The organism is Methanobrevibacter curvatus (assembly GCF_001639295.1).
Taxonomy (GTDB): domain Archaea; phylum Methanobacteriota; class Methanobacteria; order Methanobacteriales; family Methanobacteriaceae; genus Methanoflexus; species Methanoflexus curvatus.
Window position 1 is genome coordinate 1 of record NZ_LWMV01000159.1, and the last position, 24,684, is coordinate 24,684.

25 protein-coding genes, 1 tRNA gene, 1 other RNA gene and 1 pseudogene are annotated in these 24,684 nt (G+C 23.7%); 14 read left to right on the forward strand and 14 right to left on the reverse strand.

What is annotated here, in order from left to right; translation table 11 throughout:
• The first annotated feature begins 84 nt into the window (after positions 1 to 84).
• A complete protein-coding gene (locus MBCUR_RS04190) occupies positions 85 to 534 on the forward strand; it encodes a DUF2120 family protein (RefSeq protein ID WP_067090594.1) in 450 nt (149 codons plus the stop codon).
• A 108-nt stretch (positions 535 to 642) separates the two neighbouring features.
• Here MBCUR_RS04190 and map read toward each other — a convergent pair whose 3' ends face one another.
• Entirely contained in the window at positions 643 to 1,563 is a 921-nt protein-coding gene (map, locus tag MBCUR_RS04195) for a type II methionyl aminopeptidase (protein ID WP_067090596.1), read from the reverse strand.
• A gap of 329 nt (positions 1,564 to 1,892) precedes the next feature.
• Between map and MBCUR_RS04200 the strand changes: the two genes are divergently transcribed.
• The 4 genes from MBCUR_RS04200 (at position 1,893) to rnpB (ending at position 4,274) form a co-directional block, all read left to right on the forward strand.
• A complete protein-coding gene (locus tag MBCUR_RS04200; RefSeq protein WP_067090599.1) occupies positions 1,893 to 2,294 on the forward strand; it encodes a hypothetical protein in 402 nt (133 codons plus the stop codon).
• A gap of 113 nt (positions 2,295 to 2,407) precedes the next feature.
• A complete protein-coding gene (locus MBCUR_RS04205; RefSeq protein ID WP_067090600.1) occupies positions 2,408 to 2,881 on the forward strand; it encodes a hypothetical protein in 474 nt (157 codons plus the stop codon).
• A 135-nt stretch (positions 2,882 to 3,016) separates the two neighbouring features.
• Positions 3,017 to 3,091: transfer RNA gene (locus tag MBCUR_RS04210), tRNA-Met, on the forward strand.
• A 909-nt stretch (positions 3,092 to 4,000) separates the two neighbouring features.
• An RNA gene (gene rnpB, locus MBCUR_RS04215) (RNase P RNA component) lies at positions 4,001 to 4,274 on the forward strand.
• A gap of 172 nt (positions 4,275 to 4,446) precedes the next feature.
• Here the strand turns inward: rnpB and MBCUR_RS04220 are convergent.
• The 5 genes from MBCUR_RS04220 to MBCUR_RS04235 form a co-directional block, all read right to left on the reverse strand.
• Positions 4,447 to 5,238: a M14 family metallopeptidase gene (locus tag MBCUR_RS04220; protein ID WP_245637286.1), complete on the reverse strand. Its 792-nt coding sequence runs from the start codon at positions 5,236 to 5,238 to the stop codon at positions 4,447 to 4,449.
• Between the two features lie 275 nt (positions 5,239 to 5,513).
• Positions 5,514 to 7,367, reverse strand: a complete 1,854-nt coding sequence (locus MBCUR_RS04225) for a hypothetical protein (protein ID WP_067090603.1) — start codon at positions 7,365 to 7,367, stop codon at positions 5,514 to 5,516.
• 348 nt (positions 7,368 to 7,715) lie between these two features.
• Entirely contained in the window at positions 7,716 to 7,883 is a 168-nt protein-coding gene (locus MBCUR_RS10295) for a hypothetical protein (protein ID WP_157077663.1), read from the reverse strand.
• A 511-nt stretch (positions 7,884 to 8,394) separates the two neighbouring features.
• Positions 8,395 to 9,480 (reverse strand): metallophosphoesterase, encoded by a 1,086-nt coding sequence (locus MBCUR_RS04230; RefSeq protein ID WP_067090605.1) that lies wholly within the window; start codon positions 9,478 to 9,480, stop codon positions 8,395 to 8,397.
• A 151-nt stretch (positions 9,481 to 9,631) separates the two neighbouring features.
• A complete protein-coding gene (locus MBCUR_RS04235) occupies positions 9,632 to 10,543 on the reverse strand; it encodes a methanogenesis marker 7 protein (RefSeq protein ID WP_067090608.1) in 912 nt (303 codons plus the stop codon).
• 456 nt (positions 10,544 to 10,999) lie between these two features.
• Here MBCUR_RS04235 and MBCUR_RS10800 point away from each other — a divergent pair.
• A pseudogene (locus MBCUR_RS10800) lies at positions 11,000 to 11,686 on the forward strand (DNA alkylation repair protein).
• Positions 11,687 to 11,724: 38 nt separating this feature from the next.
• Here the strand turns inward: MBCUR_RS10800 and MBCUR_RS04245 are convergent.
• Positions 11,725 to 12,405: a hypothetical protein gene (locus tag MBCUR_RS04245; RefSeq protein WP_067090611.1), complete on the reverse strand. Its 681-nt coding sequence runs from the start codon at positions 12,403 to 12,405 to the stop codon at positions 11,725 to 11,727.
• A gap of 716 nt (positions 12,406 to 13,121) precedes the next feature.
• On the opposite strand from MBCUR_RS04245, the gene MBCUR_RS04250 reads away from it, so the two are divergent.
• The 4 genes from MBCUR_RS04250 to MBCUR_RS04260 all read left to right on the forward strand — a co-directional run bounded on the left by MBCUR_RS04250 (position 13,122) and on the right by MBCUR_RS04260 (position 16,724).
• Positions 13,122 to 13,904 (forward strand): sugar phosphate isomerase/epimerase family protein, encoded by a 783-nt coding sequence (locus MBCUR_RS04250; RefSeq protein ID WP_067090613.1) that lies wholly within the window; start codon positions 13,122 to 13,124, stop codon positions 13,902 to 13,904.
• A 405-nt stretch (positions 13,905 to 14,309) separates the two neighbouring features.
• The gene (locus MBCUR_RS10300) at positions 14,310 to 14,477 is read left to right on the forward strand and encodes a hypothetical protein (RefSeq protein ID WP_157077664.1); all 168 of its coding nucleotides are present in this window, start codon (positions 14,310 to 14,312) and stop codon (positions 14,475 to 14,477) included.
• A 121-nt stretch (positions 14,478 to 14,598) separates the two neighbouring features.
• Entirely contained in the window at positions 14,599 to 15,678 is a 1,080-nt protein-coding gene (locus tag MBCUR_RS04255) for a DNA cytosine methyltransferase (RefSeq protein ID WP_067090616.1), read from the forward strand.
• 11 nt (positions 15,679 to 15,689) lie between these two features.
• Positions 15,690 to 16,724, forward strand: a complete 1,035-nt coding sequence (locus tag MBCUR_RS04260) for a DNA cytosine methyltransferase (RefSeq protein WP_084269482.1) — start codon at positions 15,690 to 15,692, stop codon at positions 16,722 to 16,724.
• On the opposite strand, the gene MBCUR_RS04265 is transcribed toward MBCUR_RS04260, so the two are convergent.
• A complete protein-coding gene (locus MBCUR_RS04265; protein WP_067090618.1) occupies positions 16,711 to 17,493 on the reverse strand; it encodes a hypothetical protein in 783 nt (260 codons plus the stop codon). The genes MBCUR_RS04260 and MBCUR_RS04265 overlap by 14 nt on opposite strands.
• Entirely contained in the window at positions 17,483 to 18,238 is a 756-nt protein-coding gene (locus tag MBCUR_RS04270) for a hypothetical protein (RefSeq protein WP_067090621.1), read from the reverse strand. Before MBCUR_RS04270 ends, MBCUR_RS04265 begins: the two co-directional genes overlap by 11 nt.
• Positions 18,239 to 18,871: 633 nt before the next feature.
• Here MBCUR_RS04270 and MBCUR_RS04275 point away from each other — a divergent pair.
• The 3 genes from MBCUR_RS04275 to MBCUR_RS04285 all read left to right on the forward strand — a co-directional run bounded on the left by MBCUR_RS04275 (position 18,872) and on the right by MBCUR_RS04285 (position 21,198).
• Positions 18,872 to 19,783 (forward strand): DUF2156 domain-containing protein, encoded by a 912-nt coding sequence (locus MBCUR_RS04275; RefSeq protein ID WP_067090623.1) that lies wholly within the window; start codon positions 18,872 to 18,874, stop codon positions 19,781 to 19,783.
• Positions 19,784 to 19,798: 15 nt separating this feature from the next.
• On the forward strand, positions 19,799 to 20,368 hold the full coding sequence (locus MBCUR_RS04280) for a GNAT family N-acetyltransferase (RefSeq protein WP_067090626.1): 570 nt from the start codon (positions 19,799 to 19,801) through the stop codon (positions 20,366 to 20,368).
• A gap of 461 nt (positions 20,369 to 20,829) precedes the next feature.
• Positions 20,830 to 21,198, forward strand: a complete 369-nt coding sequence (locus MBCUR_RS04285) for a hypothetical protein (protein WP_157077665.1) — start codon at positions 20,830 to 20,832, stop codon at positions 21,196 to 21,198.
• A 93-nt stretch (positions 21,199 to 21,291) separates the two neighbouring features.
• On the opposite strand, the gene MBCUR_RS04290 is transcribed toward MBCUR_RS04285, so the two are convergent.
• Positions 21,292 to 22,086, reverse strand: coding sequence for an HAD family hydrolase (locus MBCUR_RS04290; RefSeq protein ID WP_067090631.1), 795 nt, complete (start codon positions 22,084 to 22,086; stop codon positions 21,292 to 21,294).
• A gap of 364 nt (positions 22,087 to 22,450) precedes the next feature.
• On the opposite strand from MBCUR_RS04290, the gene MBCUR_RS10305 reads away from it, so the two are divergent.
• A complete protein-coding gene (locus MBCUR_RS10305; protein ID WP_157077666.1) occupies positions 22,451 to 22,618 on the forward strand; it encodes a hypothetical protein in 168 nt (55 codons plus the stop codon).
• A 404-nt stretch (positions 22,619 to 23,022) separates the two neighbouring features.
• On the opposite strand, the gene MBCUR_RS04295 is transcribed toward MBCUR_RS10305, so the two are convergent.
• The 4 genes from MBCUR_RS04295 to MBCUR_RS10320 form a co-directional block, all read right to left on the reverse strand.
• On the reverse strand, positions 23,023 to 23,301 hold the full coding sequence (locus MBCUR_RS04295; RefSeq protein WP_067090633.1) for a transposase: 279 nt from the start codon (positions 23,299 to 23,301) through the stop codon (positions 23,023 to 23,025).
• Entirely contained in the window at positions 23,298 to 23,441 is a 144-nt protein-coding gene (locus MBCUR_RS10310) for a hypothetical protein (RefSeq protein ID WP_157077667.1), read from the reverse strand. The genes MBCUR_RS04295 and MBCUR_RS10310 overlap by 4 nt, the downstream gene beginning before the upstream one ends.
• A gap of 464 nt (positions 23,442 to 23,905) precedes the next feature.
• Complete coding sequence (locus MBCUR_RS10315) at positions 23,906 to 24,103, reverse strand: helix-turn-helix domain-containing protein (RefSeq protein WP_169805792.1); 198 nt, start codon at positions 24,101 to 24,103, stop codon at positions 23,906 to 23,908.
• Positions 24,104 to 24,325: 222 nt separating this feature from the next.
• Positions 24,326 to 24,520 (reverse strand): hypothetical protein, encoded by a 195-nt coding sequence (locus MBCUR_RS10320; protein WP_157077669.1) that lies wholly within the window; start codon positions 24,518 to 24,520, stop codon positions 24,326 to 24,328.
• Between the last annotated feature and the right edge of the window lie 164 nt (positions 24,521 to 24,684).

Below are 24,684 nucleotides of genomic sequence, written 5' to 3' on the forward strand. Positions count from 1 at the left end.
TAAAAAAATAAAAAAAAAAAAAAATAATAAAAAAAAAAAAAAAAAAAAAAAAAAAAATAGAAAAATTGTACTGGAAGTGATAGAATAGTAAAACTCCATAAAGTAGCAGGAAATATAATGAGAATATTAGATGCATTTAAAGGTTCTAGACCTGCTATAGAAACTCAATTCATTCTTATAGTTCGTTCTTTATCTGATAAAGATTTATCTATAAATGACTTTGGAAAAACATTAGATGATTTAATTGAAGAATTAAATGGAACAAAAATAGGAGATTTTTCAGATAAAGCATCTAAATTAATCAATAGAATGGATGAACAAATTCGTGCAAATGTCCATATAGGCGGAGATAGTGATTCAGCTGGGATAGAGAGAATGAAAAGATCCTTAGAAGAACTAAATGTTTTTTCTGAGTATAGGCTGTTTGAAATTCCTGAAATGCATGTTGGTGTCTTTTTAGTCATGTGGAAAGAAAAATCAGATAAAGGACCAATTTTTGTAGAAGTTGTTGTATCTGATGATGAAGAAGGATAACAGTCAAACAATAGAATTATCATTGGTTATTCTTAAATAAATATCTATTCGCTTAGTTATCTATTTAAAGTATCAATTAAAATTATCTATTTAAATTAGTATGCATTTTTATTCTGTTATTATTTGACAGCCATCTTTTTCAACTATTACTGTGTGTTCTTTTTGAGAAACCCAACTATTTGTTTTTTCTTTTAATGCTTGAAAAGGATAAATGGCTCCTGCATCAACTAATTGTTTTAAAGAGTTCTGTAGTCTATTTCCTTGATAAATTTCATTTAACCACCTAATTGAAAATGGTAAAGATGGATAATTTGTCTTAACAGTTTTCAAAACTCTTTTTGTGTATGTAAGTCTAAATGGTCTTTCTTTTAAAAATCTATAAATGTATGTTCCAGGAGCATCAGTTACAAAACCCATTCCATCAGTTGCAAAAGGCTCAATAGCTATTACATCTCCTTCTTTTAACTTTTTAGTTCCTTCTTCTTTTATACTTGGAACAGAAATACCAGAATGAAGTGAATATTGTTCTACACTGTGACCATTTAAATTAACAATTGGATTGAATCCATATGAATTGATTGTTTTTTGAACCTCTTCACCAATTTTACCTACTTCAATACCAGCTTTAACTGTAGCTATAGCAGATTCTAAACCTTCTGCAGATGCTTCAATTAATTTTTGATTTTTAGAAATGGTTTCCTCATCTAAGTTTTTTAATAAACTATCACCAGGAGCCATTATTGTAACAGCAGAATCAGCAATAAAACCATCTATATGGGCACCTAAATCAAGTTTAACTAAATCACCTGCTTTTATTAGGCTTGTATCATTTAAAGGAGATGTATAATGAGCAGCTATCTCATTTATTGAAACATTACAAGGAAAAGCGATTTCTGCACCAGATTTAAGAATTTCACTTTCAACAAATTCAACTAAATCCAAAACAAGTAATCCTTCTTTAATCATCGCTGATGCATCATTTCTAATTTTAGATACTAATTTTCCTGCTTTTACATATTTTTCTATCATTAATACACCAAAAATAGTTTTATAATAGTCAAAATATTTTATAAATTTTAAAAACAATTTTATACAGATATATACTATACAAATTTATATATAGATATATTATACAAATTTTATAGATATATTTACAAATAAATACTATTAATAAGTTTTATATATAATTAATTAACATAAGTATATTTAATATTGATTATTTTTAATATAGATATTGAGCATTTTTAATATAATCTATATTTTAATATATATAAATTAAACTAAAATATTTTATTTTATAAGTAATGCTTTTATTAATTTTAAAAAATAAATACTAAAAGTATTTAGGAGTGCATTAAATGGCTGGTGAGATTATACCAACTCAAATATTTTATTTAATAATTTTAGTTGTGGTTGTAGTAGGAATTATTCTGATAATTTATCAATTGAAAAATATGAGAGAATCATCTAACAGTATAAAAATAATTGAAAAAGAAATTGAGCTTAAAAAAATTAGTATGGTTGAAAAAGATGTTGAACAAAAACGATTAATAGAAAGCCAAATAAATATTCCTAAAGACCAACAAGAAAGTTTGGCAAAAATTCGTAATTCAACCTCAGGAGTTTTAAATGAAGTTAAATATCTTCACAACGAAATAAATGAAAGATTAACCCTCCTTGAAGCACAGACAGAACAAAAAAAATTAGAAAAAATGCTACAAGAGATTGAACTTAAAGAAAAAAAATTATTAAAAAAATGACTAATAGGATACAAATAGCTAAATAAAAATAATGAAAAATAAAAATAACAAAAAATTAATAAAATTATAAGAAATTAAAATTATAAAAATAAAGATCATAAAGAGGTGATATTATGGGTATTTTTGAAGCTATTGCTTTATTAGTACTTATTATTGCAATTTTAATCCTTGCATACTATTTCATTAAAAACAGTCCTGAAGCAAACAAATATTTCAATGAATACATTACAAGTCCTGTAAAAGAAAAAAATATCTACCAAAGTTTTGAAGGAATTAAAAGAAATAGTGAAAGTGGAACTGTAGGAGAAAAACTAAAAGTTAAAATAAAAGACATGGAAATGCCAAATATTAATACTGATGCTTTTTCAAAAAAATTAGAACATTTTTTAAATGAACGAAGTGAAGATTTAATTAATGAATGGAATTTAGCCACAAACAAAGACATCAAAACATTAGAAAACAGATTTGACAATGTTAAAATAAATATTAATGGCTTAGAAAAAAGATTTAATGAATACCGAGAATATACAAATGAAAAAATAGATTCATTAGATGAAAGACTTAAAAAGTTAGAAGAGGATAAATAATAAAAATAAATAAAAAAATTTACAAAATTAAAGCAAAGGTTTATATAAGATGTAAATTATAAATATTGATATCCTTATTTTAATAATATCTTTTTTAAATGAAATAATTATTTAAATTTGCATATTATTCATTCAAGCAGGGTGGGGTAGTCTGGTGATCCCGCGGGGCTCATAACCCCGAGAGCCCTAGTTCAAATCTAGGCCCTGCTATAAATACTCTTTTTTAATGCTATTTCTTTAGGTATAATTAATATATATACTTTTAATACTTCTTTTAATCTATTAAATGATTCTAGAATAAATAATAATTATTTGTTTCGAAATTATTTTAAATTTAAATTATTCTAATAAATTAATAATTTGTATTTGATTTTTTCAATCAAATTTCAATATTTTTAAAAGGCTGTGAAACAATTCAAAAATCTAAGTTCTAAATTTTGTTAATTAACTTAAAATTATATTTATAGGACCATAGTAAATAATATTATAAAAATAACTATAAATATTTAATAAAATTCTATTTTAATTAATATTAATAGCTATTTGCTAAAACTAGTTATTTTTAAACATTTAATTTTTATTATTCTTTAAACTATTCTTAATTCAATTTAACTAATTAATATGAGTTATTTATTAATTATACTTATTTTAAACATTTATTCTTTATAGAAAATATGTATTAATGCCTTAAAAATATTTTAATTTATTTTAATTAGATATCTATTTTACAAAAAATAATCGTTGCACAGCCTATTAAAAAAAACCCATTTGTTAGAAATATTTACCTGTTGATTCCTTGTAATATCATTAAAAATATCAAAATCATCATCAAAACTAATAATTTCTTTTATTCTCCAATTTTACATTAAGATATAATAAACATTACTAAAAAACCTATTTATTTGTTAAACACATGTTAAATGATTTTTCATAATACTTAATATCATCAATCATAGTACTAAATGAATTTTAATGAGAAAATATCAAAAATAGCATAAGATTTCTTTAAGAAAGAAATGTAAAGTCAATTTTGTTAGATATATAAAATGTTTTCAATTATTGAAAAAAAGAAAAAAACAAAAAGATTTATTTAATTCAAAATACAAAAATATAATTATAGTAAGCCGAAGACAGCTACTGGTTTTTTAAAACTAAGGAAACTCCGTCCACCATATAAAAAGCATAGTATCAAAGATACCTGCTGAGAAGTAGGACTCTGGAGCAGAAACGACATGTCTTTTAATGAATGACCATGATGCAATAGCTGAAGACATTAAAAGGAGCGGTGAAACGGCCATTCTATGTGGTGCAAGAAAAAGTTAACCTATTTTAGGTAAAAGTATTTCGCAAAGATGAATGCTGTAAAACAGAAGGCGGGTTACTCTCGGCATACTATATCTCTTTTTAAAACAAACCATAATAATCAATTAGCTATTTTCTTCTTAATTTAATGCTATTTTATAAAATTAAACAGCTTAAATAAATTAAAATAGAAAATTTAAGTAGAAATATGTGAAAAACAGAAAAAGAAAATTAGAAATAATGAAATTGTTTGTAAGAAATATTTATGACCATTGTTTGTTGAATTTTAAAAAAGCAATCATCATGTTGTAAGATTTTGAAACACTTCCTTTAGCTATTGTTCCATGAGGAGTTTTGACTTCACAAGTAACTGCAGGAATCATGTTAAGATTTAAATTATCTTCTAAAGCTCCAGGATAAGATACAGCAGCATATTTTTCATTTATATATGATAAACGAGTCATTTTTGAAATAGCTATTGCCATTTCTCCACTTTTCTTGCAAGGTGAGTATGTTCCAAGTGCAACATCTTTTCCTGGAACACCTCCAGGTCGAGAACAATGAAAATCGCCTACAGCATCTATTTTATATTTTTTAATCTTTTTAATTAATTCATAGGTCACAGAACCCTTTTTGTTTGCAACTTTATTTAAATTATATCCCTTAAAGAACCTTTGTGAATTTTGAGTAGATTTAGGAACCAAAACAGGAATGACATAGACTATTCCTTTAAGCTTTTTTTCATTTGTTTTTAATTTGTTGACAAGTTTAAAAGCCGCAACTTGTGATGAAAGTTCATTACCATGGACGCCTGCAACAATTAAAGTTTTTTTACCCTTTTTATTACCAAATTTTAAAATTACTGTTCCTTTTTTTGATTCTTTAATTATTTTTGTTGTAAGTGTTGACTTAGGAATATTTTTGTAAAGAATCTTATTTTTAGAAATATCTCCGTGTGTATTCCATTTAATAGTATGAATTTCATAAGCATCAGCAGAATTTACAATCATAAACAGAGCTATTAAGAGAATAACAAATATTCCTAATTTTTTCACAATCTTAATCTTGGCACAACCCCAATAGTTTAATTAAAAAATCTAAATTCTAAGTCAAAAATAAGTTAAAATTAATATTTTCAAACTAATAAAAGTATTACTTATAATAAAATGCTTTATTTTCTAAGTTTTTGATCAAACTTTTTCTAAAAGTTTGTTTTAAAGAATTAAAATAAAAAAAGTGTTTTAGGAAGTATAAAAAACATAATAAAATATAAAAAGGCAAAATGTAAATAAAATATTAAAAAAAATAAAAAAAATAAAGCTAAAAAAAATCAATCTTTTTTGGATTGATTAATTATAACTTCATCAGGAATTGAGAGGGGTTTATTTCTAATTCTACTAATTAAATCTCTACCTTGATAAGCAACTATAACCATGGATAATTTCTTATTTTCCTCCTGTAAAGCTTCCATTTTCTTAATAGAAGTAATAACTTCATTTTTAGCATCAGTTATCTTATCTGTTGCCAGGGATAAATCTTTATTAGTAACAAACAGTGCTTTTTGTTGTTGTGAGATTTGTTCTTCAAGATCATGAATATTGGCTTTTAACTCATTGATTTCCTCATCTTTAAGATGAATTTGATTAACTTCTTTTTCTTTAGAATCTAAGAACTTACCTTTTGAATCTAAAATAGTTTCTTTATCACTGACTTGTTTTAATAGCTTATTATAATACTCTTCTTTGCTACCCAACATTTTATCTTTAGATTCAAGTAAGAAATCCTTATCTTTAATCTGCTTTTGAATTTTTTGATAATCTTGATCCTTACTTTCTAAAATTTTATCTTTAAGTTCAATTAAACTGTTGTTATGATCTATTTGATTTTTAAGTTTAGTAATCTCTTCATCTCTTTCAAGAATTGTTCTATTTGCTTTTTCGAGATTATCTTCAAGTACGTTAACTATCTCTTCAAACTCTTTAATTATATTATCTTTAGATAAAATAATGTTTTCTTTTTCAGCTATTTGAGATTTTAATTTGAGTTCATCCTCATTTTTAAGTTCTAATAGATTATTTTTTGAGTAAATTTCCTCATTTAAATCATTAATATTAGATTGCAAATCAATGTTTTCCTGGGTTTTATCAGAAATAGTTTTTTCTTTTTCTTGAATTTCTTCTAAAAGATTATTTTTATCCTGAACATGTTGTTCAAGTTCTTTGTAAAACTCTTCTTTCTTATCTAAAATTTCGTCTTTAGATTTAATTACCTCTTCTAGCTCTAAAATTTTATTTTGAATGATTTTATAATCTTCTTCATTGGCTAAAATTGATTTATCTTTATTTTTAAGAGATTTTTCCAAATCAGCATATTTACTAGAGAGAACTTTATAATCTTCATCTTTAGATTGAATGATTCTATTTTTTTTATCTAAAATAGATTGAGTATTTGATAATTTAGATTTTAAATCTATGTACTCACTAGATTTTATTTTCAATTCAGTATTTTTATTTTCAATTATTTCTTCCATTTCATTTAATCTAATTGAAATTTGATTGAAGTTTTCATCTATATCTTCAAGTAAAGAGTCCTTGGAAGCTAGTAATTTTTCAGTTTTGCGAAGTTGTTGATTTAAAGACTCATAGTCCTCATATCTTTTATTTAATATCTTGTCTTTAGAGTCTAATAAAAGTTCCAAATCATTAAGCTGTTTTTGAAGCTTTTCAATCTCTGCATTTTTATTTTTTAATTCTGTAGCCTGTGAAAATGAATCAAGAGTATAATTTCCAGATGTTTGATTTGCTTTTAAGGCTTTTAGTTCTGTTTTAAGTGAAGTTATTTCATTGTCTTTAATTGGAACATCTGATGTTTTTATGGATTTATTTGCTACAATTTCTACTTTAGAATCAAGAGAAGATTTTAAATCATCAATTTGGGAACTTAAATTAGATATTTTATCTTCTTCCACCTTAATATCTCCAGGATATGAAGGAGTTCCATCAGGTAAAACTTTAGATTTTAAAATATTTTTATCATTATCAAGTTCTTTTTGAAGTTCATTGATTTGATTCTCATTATCTGAGACAATATCATAAAAATTACCTTTATCAATACCTTCTTTACTCTTTTTTTCATCTTTTTCAATGTAATGTCTTAAATTACGAACATTATCTTCTTCACTCATAAGAAACACTTTAATAAATTTTATATAGCTTAAATCAAAAATAAACCAATTCCAAAAAAAATAATAGTTAAAACCAAAAAAATAATATCTTATAAAAATATTTAAATTAATATTTAAGATTAATAATAAAATTAATATTTAAGATTATAATTAAGTTAATATTTAAAGGTTATAATTAATTTAATATTTAAAATTAATATATTAATATTTAAAATTTGTTATTTTAAAAAAGTAATATATTACTCATTACTAACAATATGCTTATTAAGATATATAAAATTATTTAAAATAATTTATAGTGATAAAAAAATATTTTATACAGTACTTTATATTTCTGTTTAAAATAGATTATATTCCCATATAATCACTTTCACAATTACAAGGATGTGAAGGGGTTATTTTTCCATTTTCAAATATAAATGATTCTTCTACATTAAATTTTTTAATAGCTATTTCTAAAATTACATATCCAAGAAAGCTAGTATCGACTATGATATTTACAAAACTTTTTTTCAAAAAAGCTTCTTCTAAAATAGATTCAATACTTTTATATAAATCTTCAACATGATTTTCATTGTTAATTTCAAAAATATTTTCTTTAATATTGTCAATATTCCAATTGTGACTTTTGAAATCATCATTGATAAAAAAAATTTCATCTATTTCATTATTTAAATTAAAACTTAATTTTTTTATACTTAAATCAATTAATTTTTTATTTAATCCTTTATCTTTAACATTAGTAAGTAAAATAGAAATAATTACACTTCCTTTAATATAATTACATTCTTTAAATATAAATTTTAGAAAAATTCAAGTGAAAATATTAAAAATCTGAATTATTTTGATTTATTATCAACTATTGATTATATTATTATTACTATTGATTTATTGATATTACTATGATTTATTACTATATTATTATTAATTATTATGGTGTGTTTAAGTTATATTTGAAAATTAATTTAAAAATATTTAAAAATATTTAAAAAAAAAGTTCATTTAAAAAAAAAAAACTATTTTTTAATTATGATTTTTTTAATTTTAATAAAATAATCTCACTACGAGTCCCTAGTCTTATTGGGGGTTGAATTGTTCCAACACCATCAGTTACAGAAAGATATGATCCATTAAATTCATATAAACCCGTAATATACCGAAATTGAGTTTTTACAAGGAAATTAAATGGTATAAATTGACCTCCATGAGTATGACCAGAAAGTTGCAGATTTATTCCATTATTTCTAAAATATTCCCAATTTAAAGGGAAATGATTTATTAAAATATTTACTTCATTTATATTAATATCCTGAAGGTTCAATAAAGACAAATCATTTGTAAAAGATCTAAAGTTTGGAAGAACAGGAAGAGGATAAATATTTAAACCTTTAAAAACAAATTTTCCTTTAATTAAAACATGGATATTTGCATTTTTACATCCAGAAATAACATTTTCAAGTCCAGGATAAATGTCATGGTTCCCTGGGGTAAAAATTATAGGGACTTTAGACTCTTTAAGAGGTAAAAAAGAACTATCATCAATTTGACAAGATCCATCTGCCAAATCTCCAGAAATAATTACTAAATCTCCACCAATTAGATTAATTTTTTTAGTTAATTGTTTTAACATTCTACTATTTCTAATAGAACCAACATGAAGATCTGAAATATGTAATATATTAATTTCTTCCCTTAAATTTTTTATAGAAACCTCTCTTTCTGTAATTTGTATTCTATGAGCATTAATATATCCATAAATTGTAAGTAAAGGAACAATGGTAAGATAAATAATAAATAATAGCTCCTTGTTAATTTGGATAAAAATCCCAATAATAAAAATAAATAATGTTAAAAATCCATACATTAAAGAAATCCATACAAATATTTCACAGAAAGATAAAATAGTTCTTGTAAAAATATTAGATTTATAGACTTCTAAACCTGAAGAAAATAGATTAAGAAAGATAATAGCTATTACAAAAAGAATAATAATTCCATTGTCATGAAAATCAAATAAATTAGCTATTGCAGATAAACAAAGAAAAAGAAAAGCTGAATAAAGCAAGGTTTTAAAAATTCCAAATGTAAAAAATCTTCTTTGAATAAATTCCATGTAACCACGCACAAAATAATAACTTTAAAAAAGATTAATGAAAAAATTAATTGATAAAAATAAAAATAGAGGAAAAAAAATAAAAAAAAATAAATAAATAAATAAATAAAAGTAAAAAAATAAGAGCAAATAAATAAAGAGCCAATAGATATTAAATAATAGAGCTTTCATTTAAAAGATTTATCCAAATATAATCATAAATATGGGATTTCTTAATATCAGCTATTTGAGATAGTTTTTTATCTTCAATATCCACATTTTCAATGACTTCATGATATTTATCATAATCTAATTTAACTCTTAATCCATCAATTTGACTTGTAACTGGTACTGGAGAAGTGATTTTTTTAATATCTGGAACTTGTCGTTCAATTTCATTTTTAACTAAAATTGAAGGAACAATAGGTGGATCATTAGAAAGTTCTCTTCGTTTTTTATCTAATGCATCTTCAACAACTTCAACTAGCTTCCTTAAAGCCCTAATATTTTCACCACGTTTTAATCTACGAGGAATTCTTCCTAAACCAGAAACATAATAATCTGCACCAGGTAATTCATCTAAATCAATTTCAGGAGCTCCAGTAACGATTACTGGAATGTCTATATCATCAAACAAAAATGATTTGTCAATAATACATTGTTTAAAGCTCCCTAAAGCAAAAATAGCTAAATCATGTTCTTCTATAAGAGTTTTTTCTTCTTGAGTTATTCCTGCAGTTCCTTTACCATGGCCACGAGCCAGTCCAATCATGTTATCTTTAGCACCAAAACGACGAAGATATTCAGAGATATCACAGGCAGAATGAGGAAGGTGGTGCCTTGCAAGTGTAGGAGAAACAATGGCAATTTCAGTCCCCGCCATTGGAGCTATTGATATTTTACCTAAAAGTTCTTTAGCCTTTTCTTCGACTTTATCTATGTCATCAATAGGTACAGCCATGTTGATGACTAAATCCATCTGAATAGTGTTTTCTTGAAGAATAAATCCTCCAAGATCTTCAATCAACTCTTTAATTTCCTCACTTTTGTAAATTCCACCTGAGTAAGTTAAAGTTTCATACATAAAATTTCTCCAAAATATATTTCATGATTTTTACCATAAAATTATAATTAAAAAATAATAAAAAAATAAAATTTATAAAATAATTAAAAAGTAATAAAAAAAAAATTATATAAAATATTATAAAAAAATAAAATTTATAAAATAATTATAAAATAATAAAAAAATTTATAATAAAATATGTTTTTTACATATAATAAATTTAACCATTTAATTATCGATTTTAGAAAAATTTTTTAATATATTATTCATTATCAAATAACTATAATATAATTTTTATTTAATATATAAAATAACTTTTATAAAAATTTAAAAAACAAAAAAACATATAATTAAAAATAAAATTAAAAATAAAATTAAATCTGTAATCAAAATAATAAATTAAAACATAAACTAAATAATAAATTAAAAAAATGAATAAAAAAATATGATATTGAAAATGAAAATAAGAGATAAAATATGGAAGTAGGAGAAATAATAAAAAAAGTTGAATATTTAGCAGATTCAGATCATATTGAAACAATGAAAAGATTAGGTATTAATTGTAAAAATACTTATGGACTTAGAGTGCCAGTTATAAAAGAAATAGCTAAAGAATGTGGAAAAGATCATGAATTAGCATTAAACTTATGGAAAATAAACACTAGAGAAACTAAAATTCTTGCATCCCTTGTAGATAATTCTAAAGAAGTCAGTTCAAAACAAATGGATGAATGGACAGATGAATTTGATGACTGAAAACTTTGTGACCAGTGCTGTATAAATCTTTTTAGAAAAATCAAGTTTGCATGGGAAAAAATCAATGAATGGAGTATGTCAGAGAAAGAATTTGTAAAAAGAGCAGGATTTGCATTAATGGCTACCCTTGCGGTCCACCACAAAGAAGATGATGAAAAATTCATAAAATTATTAGATACTATAGAAAGAGAATCTTGTGACAATCGAAAAATGGTTAAAAAAGCTGTTAACTGGGCATTAAGACAAATAGGAAAAAGAAATTTGAAATTAAATCGAATAGTAGTTAAAAAAATTGAAAAAATAGATAATTTAAACTGTAAATCAAGCAATTGGATAGCAAAAGATGGTTTAAGAGAATTAAATAATGAAAAACTCCTTAAAAAATTAAAAGAAAAAGAAAAAAATTAAAAAAGAAAATTTAAAATAAAAAATAAAAAATGTTTTGATCAAACTTTTTTAAAAGTTTGTTTTAAAGTTTCCTCTAATAAAGAATATCTAAAATCTGCTCTTTTAAGAGGGTCTTTAGAAATATTTCCATGAGAAGGAATATTAATAAATTTATTCAAAATATTAGAGTCCACATCAGATATATTAAAATTAAAATAATCAGGGTAAATAATATAATCAAAGTCAGCTATTTCATTATTATTTATTTTTTTAATATCCTCCAAAAAATAATTAAAATGCTTATATTTTACATCATTGTTAAAAATCTGATGGTTTAGAATATTAAACCCCATATCTTCCACAATATCTTTTAAAAAATAAGAATAAATATAAACATTGATATTAGAACTTTTTAAGCTTATTTCTCTTTTTTCTTTTGGATTTAAATACCTACTTGCAATATCTGATTCTTTTAAATATTTATCTATCCTATCATTAATATTTTCACTTTGAAGATATTCTAATTTGTCAAAAAGAAAATAATAAAGTTCTAATAAACTTCTTCTTATTTGACAGTAGCTATTTAGTTTAAGAATATAAGAATCCATTTTGGTTTTGCTTTCACTCATTAAAATAGCTAAATCTCCTTCTTCTTCATCAGGATTTTTATTTACAGTAAAATCTTTAATTCCTAAAACTTCAACTATTTTTTTACACCTTGGTGTAGCAACAATTTTCAAAACATCCTCTCCTAATTTTAAATAGTGTATCAAAAATTTTGTGTTTTCATTCTTAATCTATCTTTTTATTTCATTACTATTTTGTTTCATATTTTTATCTTTCTTATTGTTTGTTCTTAAAAAGATCATTTTTTAAATTATTAATGTTTTAAAATTTTAAATAATAATTGACAAATAGTTAACTTATTTATGTATGAACTAAATATAAGATGGTTTTTAAATTTAATCTAATTTTATAATCATAATATAATTTCCATATTTATAATCTTTTCGTTTTAAAAATAGAAAAAGTAAATTGTAATATTCTAAAATACTCAATATAATAAAGGTGGAACAAGAAAAAGTCTTAACTAATAACCCATTTGAGATTATTTTAATTGGAATATATTTTTTCTAAAAAACATGACATTTTTCACACCTAAATACAGAAATTTAATATGTATTAAATAAATATAATAAATCATTGTCTGTTATGTATTATGATTTTAGTTGTTTAAATGTGGAGAAGTTGTTAAATTGATAATGTGGTTATAATACATTAATTCGATTTTTATTAGTAAAATTGTTTTTTATTTTTAAATTACTTGTTTTTTGAGTTATTAAATAAATAGCTAAATCTAAATTAAAAAAAATATTAACACATTTATATTTTTATCATTTAAATTAATATTAAAAATACTATCAACTTAAATAAAAAAATCAAGGAGTAACGGAAAATGAAACTAGGATTTTCAACATTATCTCTTTTTATGAATAAAATACAAGATATTCTTGAAATAGCATATAGAGACAACTTCAACATCATAGAAATTCTGTGTGAAGGACCTTACATGCCAAGATTAATGTTAAAAAATAAAGAAGAAATAAACTTCCCTAAAATTCGCCAAATTGCCTCTGACTATGACATCGAAATCTTTCTTCATGGTCCAACAGTAGATATTAATCCAGCAAGTATGAATCAAGGGATTAGAGAAGAAAGTAGAAAACAAATAATGGAAGCATTAGAAATAGCTGATTTATTAAATGGAAAAGCAGTCACCACACATCCTGGAGTTGTTCACAGAAGAGAAAAGCGAATCCGTGATTTAGCAACTAACTTCTGTATTGAAACATTTATACCTTGTCAAGAATTTGCAGAAGATTTAGGAATAGCTCTTTCAATTGAAAATATGCCAAAACGTTTTTCTTATCTTGGAAATTGCCCTAGTGAGTTAAATAAAATAGCTAATGCTGTTGGTTGTGGAATTACAATAGATTGGGGTCATGCCAACACTTATGAAAATCCAGAAGAATATCTAAAACTTCCAAATATCAACTATTTCCATTTAAACGACAACAATGGAATAAAAGACCAACATTTAAATGTTGGTGATGGAACAGCTGATTTTTCTAAAGATTTTTTAAAAAAAGTAGACTATGGAATTATTGAGTTAAATAATTATGAAAATGTCTTACTGTCTCGTGATTTTATTAATAAGAAGTTAATAGATGGTTATTAGATGATTTTAACATAACAAACAAAATAAATAGAACATTTAAATCTAATTGATATTTTAAAATCATATACAATATTAATATTTCTAAATTTAAAATTTTTGGAATTAATATTTTTCCTAAATCTAAATATAGTTTATATTGGAAAGTTTAAAAACAAATTATAAATACAAATTTTCAAATTTTTTGAAGATCTTTCTCAAAAAATGTAATATGGAGTTAGCTTGTATTTAAAAGATAAAAAATTGCTTAAAAATGATTTTTTCATATTTGCCACTACACCCATGATTAGGTAAAAATGACTGAATAAACTTTTTGTGTCAAAGCTTTTGGCAGCAACAAAATTATATAGGAATATATTTATATATAAAAAAAGTGAATAATAGTATATTAATTGTAGGTGAATTAATTTGAAAAAAGATACCATTAAAGTTTCTTATGATTTAAATAAGAAAATTAAGACTAAATTAGTTATAATAGCTGAAAATAAAGGTATATCTCAGACAAAATTGTTAGAGAATTATATTAAAGATGGGATTAAGAAAGATAAAGAGTTTTTAACTTCTCATTTAGATTAAAAAATTGAAGATATTATATTTATAATATAGGAATATAGGAATATTTATATAGGATTAAGGATAAATTAGTATTAAGGAATTATTAATAATATATGTATTAAATTACGAAGAAGATGGATTTATGAATAGAAAACCTAAAGTTATCGATTTATTTTGTGGAATTGGAGGATTTAGTAAAGGATTTGAAATGGCTGGTTTTGAAGTAGTCTTAGGAATAGATAACTGGAATCCAGCTTTAGATACTTTTAAAAAAAATCATAATAACACAGAAATTTTAAATCAAGACATTTGTGAAATTGATGACAAATTTTATAAAAAATTCTCTTCAAAAATTGATGTTATCATTGCTGGTCCACCTTGCCAAGGATTTTCCATGTGTGGAACAAGGGATGTGAATGATAACAGAAATAGGTTATTTAAAGAAGTTATTCGCGCAGTCAATATAATTAATCCAAAAATTGTCGTTATTGAAAATGTTGTAGGGTTAATGTCTATGAAAACCCCTGATGGATATTTTGTGAAAGATATAATTGCAAATGAATTTGAAAAATTAGGATATGTTGTAAATAATAAAATTTTAGATGCATCTGATTATAATGTCCCTCAATCTAGAAAAAGAGTGTTTTTTATAGCATCAAAAATAGGTACTGTAAGGTTCCCTAAAAAATCAAGTAATACAATAAATGTCTTTGATGCTCTAAGTAATGTTCCTGATACTAACAATAAACACTATTTGCCTCCAAAAAATAAATTTCAACAGTTAATGAAATCTAGCGAAAACATAATATACAATCATGATGCTATGAAGCACAATAAAGAAGTGCTAAGAAGAATTTTAAATGTGCCCCAAGGAGGTAATTGGAAAGATATACCTCCAGAAATATATAATGTTGGTGGAAACCACAGTAATAATTATAGGAGATTAAATCCAAATAAACCCTCAATCACCATTAAACATGCTACCAAATCTATGATTATACATTACGAATACAATAGGGTTATTACTGCTAGAGAAGCAGCGCGATTACAATCTTTTTCTGATTCGTTTATTATTCTGGGCAATAGAACTGACCAGCAACAACAATTGGCAAATGCTGTTCCTCCATTTTTAGGCTTTGTTATAGGAAAACAGATTTTAAATAAACTTAAAGGTAAAAAAGAAAAAATTCAAATCCAATCAACACTTTCTAATTTTAACTAATAGGAGAAATCATGAAAACCACTCAAGAAAAAAATCAAACTCAGACAAAATTGTCGTTTTTTGCCTATAATCTATCAAAATCTTATCCTAAATTAAATGAAAGTTTTACATTTATAGATTTATTTTCTGGAATTGGTGGATTTAGGTTAGCTTTTGAATCTATTGGTGGAAAATGTGTGTTTAGTTCTGATATTGATAAATGGGCTAATGAAACATATTATCTAAATTTTGGAGAGTATCCTGAAGGGAATATTGAAAAAATTTCTGCAAATTCAATTCCCGACCATGATATTTTATGTGCTGGTTTTCCATGTCAACCATTTAGTATAGGAGGTTATAGAAAAGGATTTTGTGATACCCGAGGAACTTTATTTTTTCAAATTGAAAGAATATTAAAAGATAAGTCCCCAAAAGCATTTATTTTAGAAAATGTTAAAGGATTAGTTAATCATGATAAAGGAAAAACAATTAAAATAATCAAACGAAGACTAAGAGAATTGGGATATAGTATTTTTTATGATGTTCTTAATTCAAAAGACTATGGCATTCCACAGAATAGAGAAAGAATATACATTGTTGGATTCAGAGATAAAATAACTAGTTTTAGGTTTCCGAATAAACTGAATGTAAAAATAAATGCATTTAATTTTTTAGAAAATGGCTTAGTGGGGTTTTCAATCACAGAAATCGCAAAAAAACACTTAGAAGTACATTATGAAAGATATAAATCAAAAAAAAAAATCAAAAAAGATTTTCCGTTATTTGCAACAGAAATAAGACCCTCCAGATGTTCTTTCAGAAACGATGGAATAAGTCCATGTTTAACCGCAAAAATGGGTACTGGAGGTAATAATGTGCCCGTATTAGTTAATGAACAAAGAAAATTATCTGTGAGAGAATGTTTAAGGCTTCAAGGGTTTCCTGAAAATTATAAAATTAAAGAAAATTACTCTCAAAGTTACAAACAAATAGGAAATAGTGTTACTGTACCCGTGGTGAGATTGATAGGTGAAGAAATAATTAAAAAATTATTTAATGACTTTTAGGCTTCAAAACTACTGTAAAATCGCCTTTACTACGTCCAGAGCCTGTTGTAACATTAAAATGGATCTGGCAAGACGTTTTGAGCTCTCCTTTTTCATACAAAAAATACGCATTATAAGGTTCTTCAAAATTTCCTATGCCTTGAAAAACAAAATTTGAAATTTTAATGTTATTTTCGATCAATTCTTTTATTTTTTTGGTAGAGAAATTTTTTATGGTTTTTGCATCATTTAAACAAAAATCGCTATTATCTTTTGAAATATCTAAGTTATACTTTTCCCAAAAAAAATTTAATAAATTATTTAAATTAGTTTTCCAACCTTCAATAACAACAATATTCTTTTTAAAATCAGCCTCTTTTTTTGAGTACAATGAGGCACCAGCTCCTAATTCATAACTTCCAAAAATTTTTCTAAATGTAGAAGGAGTGAATTTTTGTATTTGATAGTTTCTCGAATCTGGTCTTTTTATTGAAATGCCAGAATATTTAACAGGTACTAAATTTAAATCATTAATTTGTTTATCATTAACATAAAAGTCATTTTCTCTTAAAAACTTAGGACTTAACTCTCCTTTTGCTATAAATGCATCTGCTTTGGGTAAAACTTTTTGTTCACTAATTTTCCCATATTGCTTTGTTTTTACATGAACCCCATAGTGATTATTTGAGTCCAACTTAAGGATATCCCAAAATTTTTGATTTTTTTTATTTAATTCTTTTACAAAAATTATTTCTTCTTTTTCCCCCTCAAGAGTGCCTTTATTCACCATACTTCCCCTCTGCTATTTCCTTAATATTTTGTCCAATTTTTCCCCATTTTACTTGGATTTCTCCTCGTTTGTGTTCTGATTTAGAGCCTCCATTAATATTTCTATTCCATGCTTGAAATGTTGTTTTCCCAATAGGAATATTGGATATGTTAGTTTCATGTTTATCTGCTAACCAATTTAATGCATCCAAGGCAGAAATATATGTTCCTTCTATATCATTCCCATAATATATATACTCGGGTTTATTATTTTGGTTTGTTGATCCATCAATTAAAAAACGTTGTATTAATTCTTTTTTATGGAAATTAAAAAAAGTTTGAATATTTTTTACTTTATCAGGATATTTTTTATTAATTTCTCTTGCATTAAGTCTTTCTTCAATTTTTCCAGATCCATCTAAGGTTCCATCACCCCATATAAAAAATTTAATGTCGTTCAGAACTGAAGTTTCAACCTCAAAATTTTTACTTAAAAATGATATGAATTCTTCCAATTTTTCTTGGTGAATACTATTCCCACTCCCTATTTTTACACTTATAAAATGTTTTTCATTATTAATTTGAATACAAATGTCTGATTTATCAGCTCCTGGAAGTTTTTTTGAAAAAATTCTTTCTTTTGGGGATATTTTAAATGAAAAGATAAATTGTAAAAATTTCTGTAAATTATTATTAATATGTTCATACTTATGATTGTGCAATTGAGATATAATCTTATGTTCATTTTTGATTCCATCATTAGCCATTTAATCACCTAAATATTTAAAAAAAATATTGTTTTTTTATTTGTATATAAATTAATCATAAATACAGTAAAAATAATTATATTATTGTTAATACTTAAATTTGTTCATACAAATCTTAATCTCTTGAAAAAAATTGCAACAAAAAAAATCTGATAATATAAAAAATATTTGATACTTTAGGTTTTATTTGGGTAGTTGAGTTTATAATATTTTTCCTATAAGAAAAAATTTTTTAAAAAAATTAATAGTTTCATTTATACAATAAACTTTCTCAAAAATATATAAATCTTTATTATATACAATAAACTTTTTCAAATAAACTCCTTGATGAAAATTTTTTTAAAAATTTCATGATAACAATTAAATATTATAAAATACATAATATAAATAAAATTTATAATTAAAAATACTTTTTTTGATTTCTTAAATTAATTATATTAAAAATAATTTACAATTATAATCTATTTTTATTAAAAAACTTTAATAATGATTAGAATAATAATAATTTAGAACAATAATGATTTATAATCATTAAGGATAGTAAGTTATGAAATAGCTAAAATAAACTTATTATTCAAATAATTATTATTTTTACAATCATTGTTCAGATAATTATTACAAACTAAGGATAAAATGAAAGACATAAACTTTAAACCAATAACCTTATCTGATAAAGCTATCCTTGAGGATTACTTTAATAAAACTGAATTTAACAATGCTGAGAAGAACTTCTCTAATATTTTTATGTGGAGAAAGACTTATGAATATGAGTATACAATAATCAATGATTGTCTATGTATTAAAGGAAAATTAAGAGACAGTAAATTACCATTTTGCCATTTCCCTTATGGAAAATGTGATACTAAAGATTCATTAGATTTAATTAAGGAAGCTATTAAAAAAGAAACTAAGACACTAATTATTAAACCTTTACTTCCAGAAATGAAGAAATGTTTGGAAAAATCTTTAGAAAAGTCTTTAGGAAAATCTTTAAATAAATTTAGCTTAATAGAAGATAGAGATTCATTTGACTACATATACAGTTCTGATAAGCTAATCAATTTAACAGGCCATAAATTACGTAGTAAACGTAAAGGATTAAAGAAATTTAGAGAAAAATATAATTACAACTATGAAAAGATTGATTCAAAAAATATAAAAGAAGCAAAAGATTTTACTGTAAACATTATTAAAAATACAAACAATGATCAAGAGGAGATAATGGCTATGGAGGAGATGTTTGACAATTTCTTTGAATTAGAAATTAAGGGATGTATTATTAGAATTGACGGAGAAATAGCTGGAGTTTCTACAGGAGAAAAATTAACTAAAGACACAGTCATTATTCATTGTGAAAGAGCAAATACAGATTTTGAAGGAATCTACAACTGTATCAATCAAGAATTCTGCCAAAATGAGTGGTCAGATTATAAATTTATCAACCGAGAAGAAGATTTAGGTATTGCTGGTTTAAGACAAGCAAAGTTAACCTATCGTCCTGATTTACTCTTGGCTAAATATATTGCTAAAATCAACATTAACTAAATTATGAGGAGTTTCATGAGCTATGTTAATAAATTAAATGGAAATAGAATATTTTTAAGTCTACCACAAGAAAAGGATTTAAATTTATATAATGAATGGCTAAATGATTTTGAAATTAATTTAACCTTTGGTAGAAGCCATATTACATTTAATAAAGACCAACAAGCTAAATACATTGAAGATTACAACCTCTCTCTAGATAAGCTATTTTTTGTTATTGTAAAGAAATTAAACCAAACAGAAGAAGAAAAAGCCATTGGAATTGGGCTTATGTATGATATTGATTTTATTCACGGTAAAACTACTTTTGGTCTTTTATTGGATAAATCTTACCAAGATCAAGGTTATGGTAAGGAATCTAGTAATTTACTTCTTGAATATGCGTTTAATATTTTAAATTTAAATAATGTAATGCTCTATGCCATTGATTTTAATCAAAAAGCTATTGAAATGTATAAAAATATTGGATTTAAGATTATTGGCAAAAGAAGGGAAGCTTATCCTATAAACAATGAAGTATATGATGAAGTTTATATGGATATCTTAAAAACTGAGTTTAATGATAGAAAAATCAAATCAATTTAAAGCTATAAATTTGTAAATAAAGATATTAAATTTATCTTATTTTATTTTTCAACATTTTTTATTTTTTAACAATTATTTCAGCTATTCATCTCTATTTCTTTCTATTTTAGTTAAACTTTATATATTTAAAAAAAAACATGTATTTAATAAAATTTAAATAAATTAAATAATTTAAATAATTTAAATAATTTAAATAAATTTTTAAGGTAAAAACATGTTTGAACCTAATTTTAATTAGATTCCTGAAATTGTAAAAAATATTCGGAAATCATAAAATTATTTTAATAGAAGTTCTCCTATAATGTCTGGGAGATTATTTTGAGAAGAAAACACTTTTAAACAGTGCACATTCTTTAACAGCTATTGAATTCAGTGGTTATACTGTTATTTAAAGTTTTTTTTAAAAATTTAAAAAAAGAAAATTATTTAAGTTTTAAAATATTAAAATAAAAAAAGATAAAATGATGTCTGTAGCTGTTAAAAATATAAATTTAGATTATCTTGCTAAGTATGGAGAGGAAATCCTAGAAATATCAGATATTCCTGTAGGAGAAGACATTCTTCTTCACATTGCAGATTATGAAGAAAAAAGTATCCCAATATTAATTGAAAAATATGGTAAAAAAGAAATTTATCAAGAGTTTAAAGATGGAAAATGGAATTTAGAAGACGAAAATAATGCAGTTAAAGAAATACGTCTACTTTTAATGATATTTAAAAAATATGAAGAATTTGATGGAATTTTTAATATTGAAATACCAAAAAATGAAAAAAAATTCCTAATTCCAAGTTGTACAGGTAACATTTTAGGAACTGTTAATCTAAAATAAAGTGATAACATGATATAATATACATAAAAATAACATTAATTAAAAATAATATTAATTAAAAAGTTAAAAAGAAGTTCTAATTTACTCTATTTTTTAAAAATCAATGTTTAAAATATCCTCAATTTTATCAACAACAATATCTGCTGTTTTTAATAAATCTTTATTGGGAAAATTACCTTGTTCTAAAGTAAGAACTCCAACATCTGCAGATTTAAAAGCTAAAACATCGTTGTAATCATTTCCAACCATCATAACCTTGTAACCTCTTGTTTTTAATCCATTTACTATTTTTTCCTTACCTTTAGTATCTACAGTATCGAAAATATTCTTTTTAGGAATATTAACAATTGATCCTATTTCACTTACAGATTCACTACTGTCACCAGATGCAATAAATGTTTTAATCCCATTATCATTTAAAGTTTGGATAACATAGCTTACTTTAGGAAATATTTTCCCACCAGCAGCTATTGTGTATTCAATCTCTTCTGTTTCATAGTTGTAGATAAAAGCTGAGCCACTACAAATCTCTAAATCTCCAAATTTTCTTTTTAAAGAAATAGCTACATCTTGAAACTCTTTCATAGTAATTTGATTTTTCTCAAGACTTTTAAGATAATCACATGGCTTAAAATCACTAGATGAATAGCTAATGTACAATGGAACTTGATACTCTTTAATAAAATCTATGAATTTAAGAGCTTTATTTGCCCTCATTACACAATTTTCTGTGTTAGTTTGAAGAACAAACAAGGCACTATTTCCTATTTCATGAATTAAACCAAGAGACGAAGTATTAGTTATCTCACCTGTTTTTAAATTCTTTTGAGCTCCTGCTCTATTGAGTAAGGTTCCTGCAACATCAAAAATAACGGCTTTCTTTTCCATTTTTATCCTTTTAAATATTTTTGAACTTAATGTAGCTATTATTTTTTTTAGTTTTTAAAAATAAAACACTTTTATAGTATTTTTATATATAAAATATTTCTAATTCATTTATATATAATATGTAATTTAATGCATATATATTTTGAAAAATTTTATTCAAATTAAATAATCATTAACAAAATAAAGCTTTTAAAAATTCCAAACTTTAAAAAATATTTTTCTTATTTTTATCTAATTTTTATAATTACTCTATGTTATTGTTGTTGTTTTTTTAAATTAATAGAAATATTTATAAATTATTGTAATGAATATATATTTATATCAATTTTTAATAGACTAAAATAAAATTTTATAAGGTGAAATAATGGTAGAAATTGAAGAAAAATTAATGAATAATCATCAAAGATATGTAGAATGTAATGAAAAAACTGTTGCAGGTCATTTAACATTTAGAAAAGCTAATTCTGTTTGTAAAATTAATGTTAAAGCTTCTAAAAGTATGCAAGCACTAAAAAAAGAAAGCACACAATAGTTTTTTTGAATTTTTTTACTCATATTAATATACTAGATTTTTTTATTTTTTTTATTAATTGATTTGTAAGAGCTTGGTGTTGAATTAAAATATTTTAATTAATAGTACTTTGGAAATCTAGGTCATTTAAATAATAATTTTTCAAAATCTTATTAAACCAATACTTATTCATCTACAAATCATTTATTACCTTACCGTTTAATTCTTTTTTAACTCATCTTTAAGCTCTTTTTTGAAAAATATAATTTATAGTTTATATTGAAAAGTTTAAAAACAAATCGTGAAATAATTATAATTTACTTTTATATTGCTAAAATTCCATATTAACACATATATGCAATTAGCAAATCATTATTTTATCAAAAATAAATTTATCAATCCATTTTTTGTAAATGACTTTTTATCTACATTTTCGTAAAATAATCTTCGAAATTTTCTATTAAAAATTCTTCATTCACAATAAATTCTGTAGATAATTCTTTTTTCATAGTTCTCCACACTTGTTCAATTGGATTAAGCTTAGGAGAGTATTTAAATAAGTGTATAAGAGCCATATTAAGATATTTGCAAGCTTCTTTTAGTGTTATTGCATGATGAACAGGATAGTTGTCTAGTACGACCACAGTTTCTATTTCTTGTTTAAATAGGATTTCTAAAGGTTTTAAAAGTACTTTATAGGTCATTCTAATATTTCTTCAAGTTTCTTTTTATTGGTTTTTTCATATTTTTTTGACATTTTAAGATTTTCTACATATTTTTTTAAGTCTTTTATGATTATTTTTTTAGTTTTTTCAGGAAAAACATGATTTAATATAATATTCATTAATTCTGGATTATTAAATTCATTTTTTCTAATTCTTCTATGATTTGAATAATTTTTAATTGTTCATATTGTAATATTTCTGATAATCTATTGATTAAGAAGCTATTTTCTGAATTTATCTGTAATAATTCTATAAAAAACTTTATCATTTCTTTTTTTCGAGAGTTAGGTGGGAAACTTATATATGACTTTCCATTTATGGATTGTATTCCTATTCCTGTTCTTGAAAATCTCATAGGGTTTTTCTTAAGTATGTTTTTTTCTGATATTTTGCAAATTGTTGTAGGTGAGTTAGAAAGGTTTTGGCAGACTACTTGATCTAAAACAGATAGTTTACAGTTTTTTAAATTATAAAATCTTAGTTTTTTTTAATATAATTTCTGCATCGTTAGGCATTTTAAAATATAGAATATAGCCTTTTTTATAAGAATATCCTAGTTTTTTAACTATTTTAGGTATTCTGCTCATTGAATATTGATCATTGTTTCATCTAGTTTTTTGAATTGTTCTTTAGCTAATTTAGCTTTACACCCACCATTTTTGTATTTTGGGTATAAATTTTCATATCCATCTTCGTTCCATTCATCTAACCATCTATGTTCAGTAGATAATGCAATTTCCATTAATTCCACATTTTCATCAACCGTTTTCCCGTTATACAAAAATCTGATAAAAAACAATTTTTTTAAAAACATCGACTTTCTACTGATACCTATTAATAATTTTATTCAACGAATATTCTTAATACACTTTTTAACTTTCTTTTGTATTTTATTTACCATAAATATGATATGTTAAACATTGCTTTTAATCTTTTCGATTTAAACTATAACATAAAAAACCAATTGATAAAAAAAATACAAAAACACTTTACGAACTACTGACTATTCTCCTCTTAAATAATTATAAAATCTCCGTGTAATGGATACGAATATAATTAAACAAACAAATCTTAGTATGAGATTATCAGAAAAGTGAACCCCTGGAAAAAAACTTACAACAATAGTGGCAAACACAACAACTAAAACAATGAAGAAAATCACAGAAAGCAAAAAAGCTAAACTTTTGCCTAAATTCAATTAAATCACCAACATTAAATAAAATTTACTTATTTAAGAGATTTTCTATTAACCTGCTTTTTTTAATTAATTTTTTTATTTTTTTTTTAAAAATTGTATTTTTATGGAGATTTTTTTTAAATTATGGGATTTTTGCCTTTTTTTACTGTTTTTCTTGCTTATTT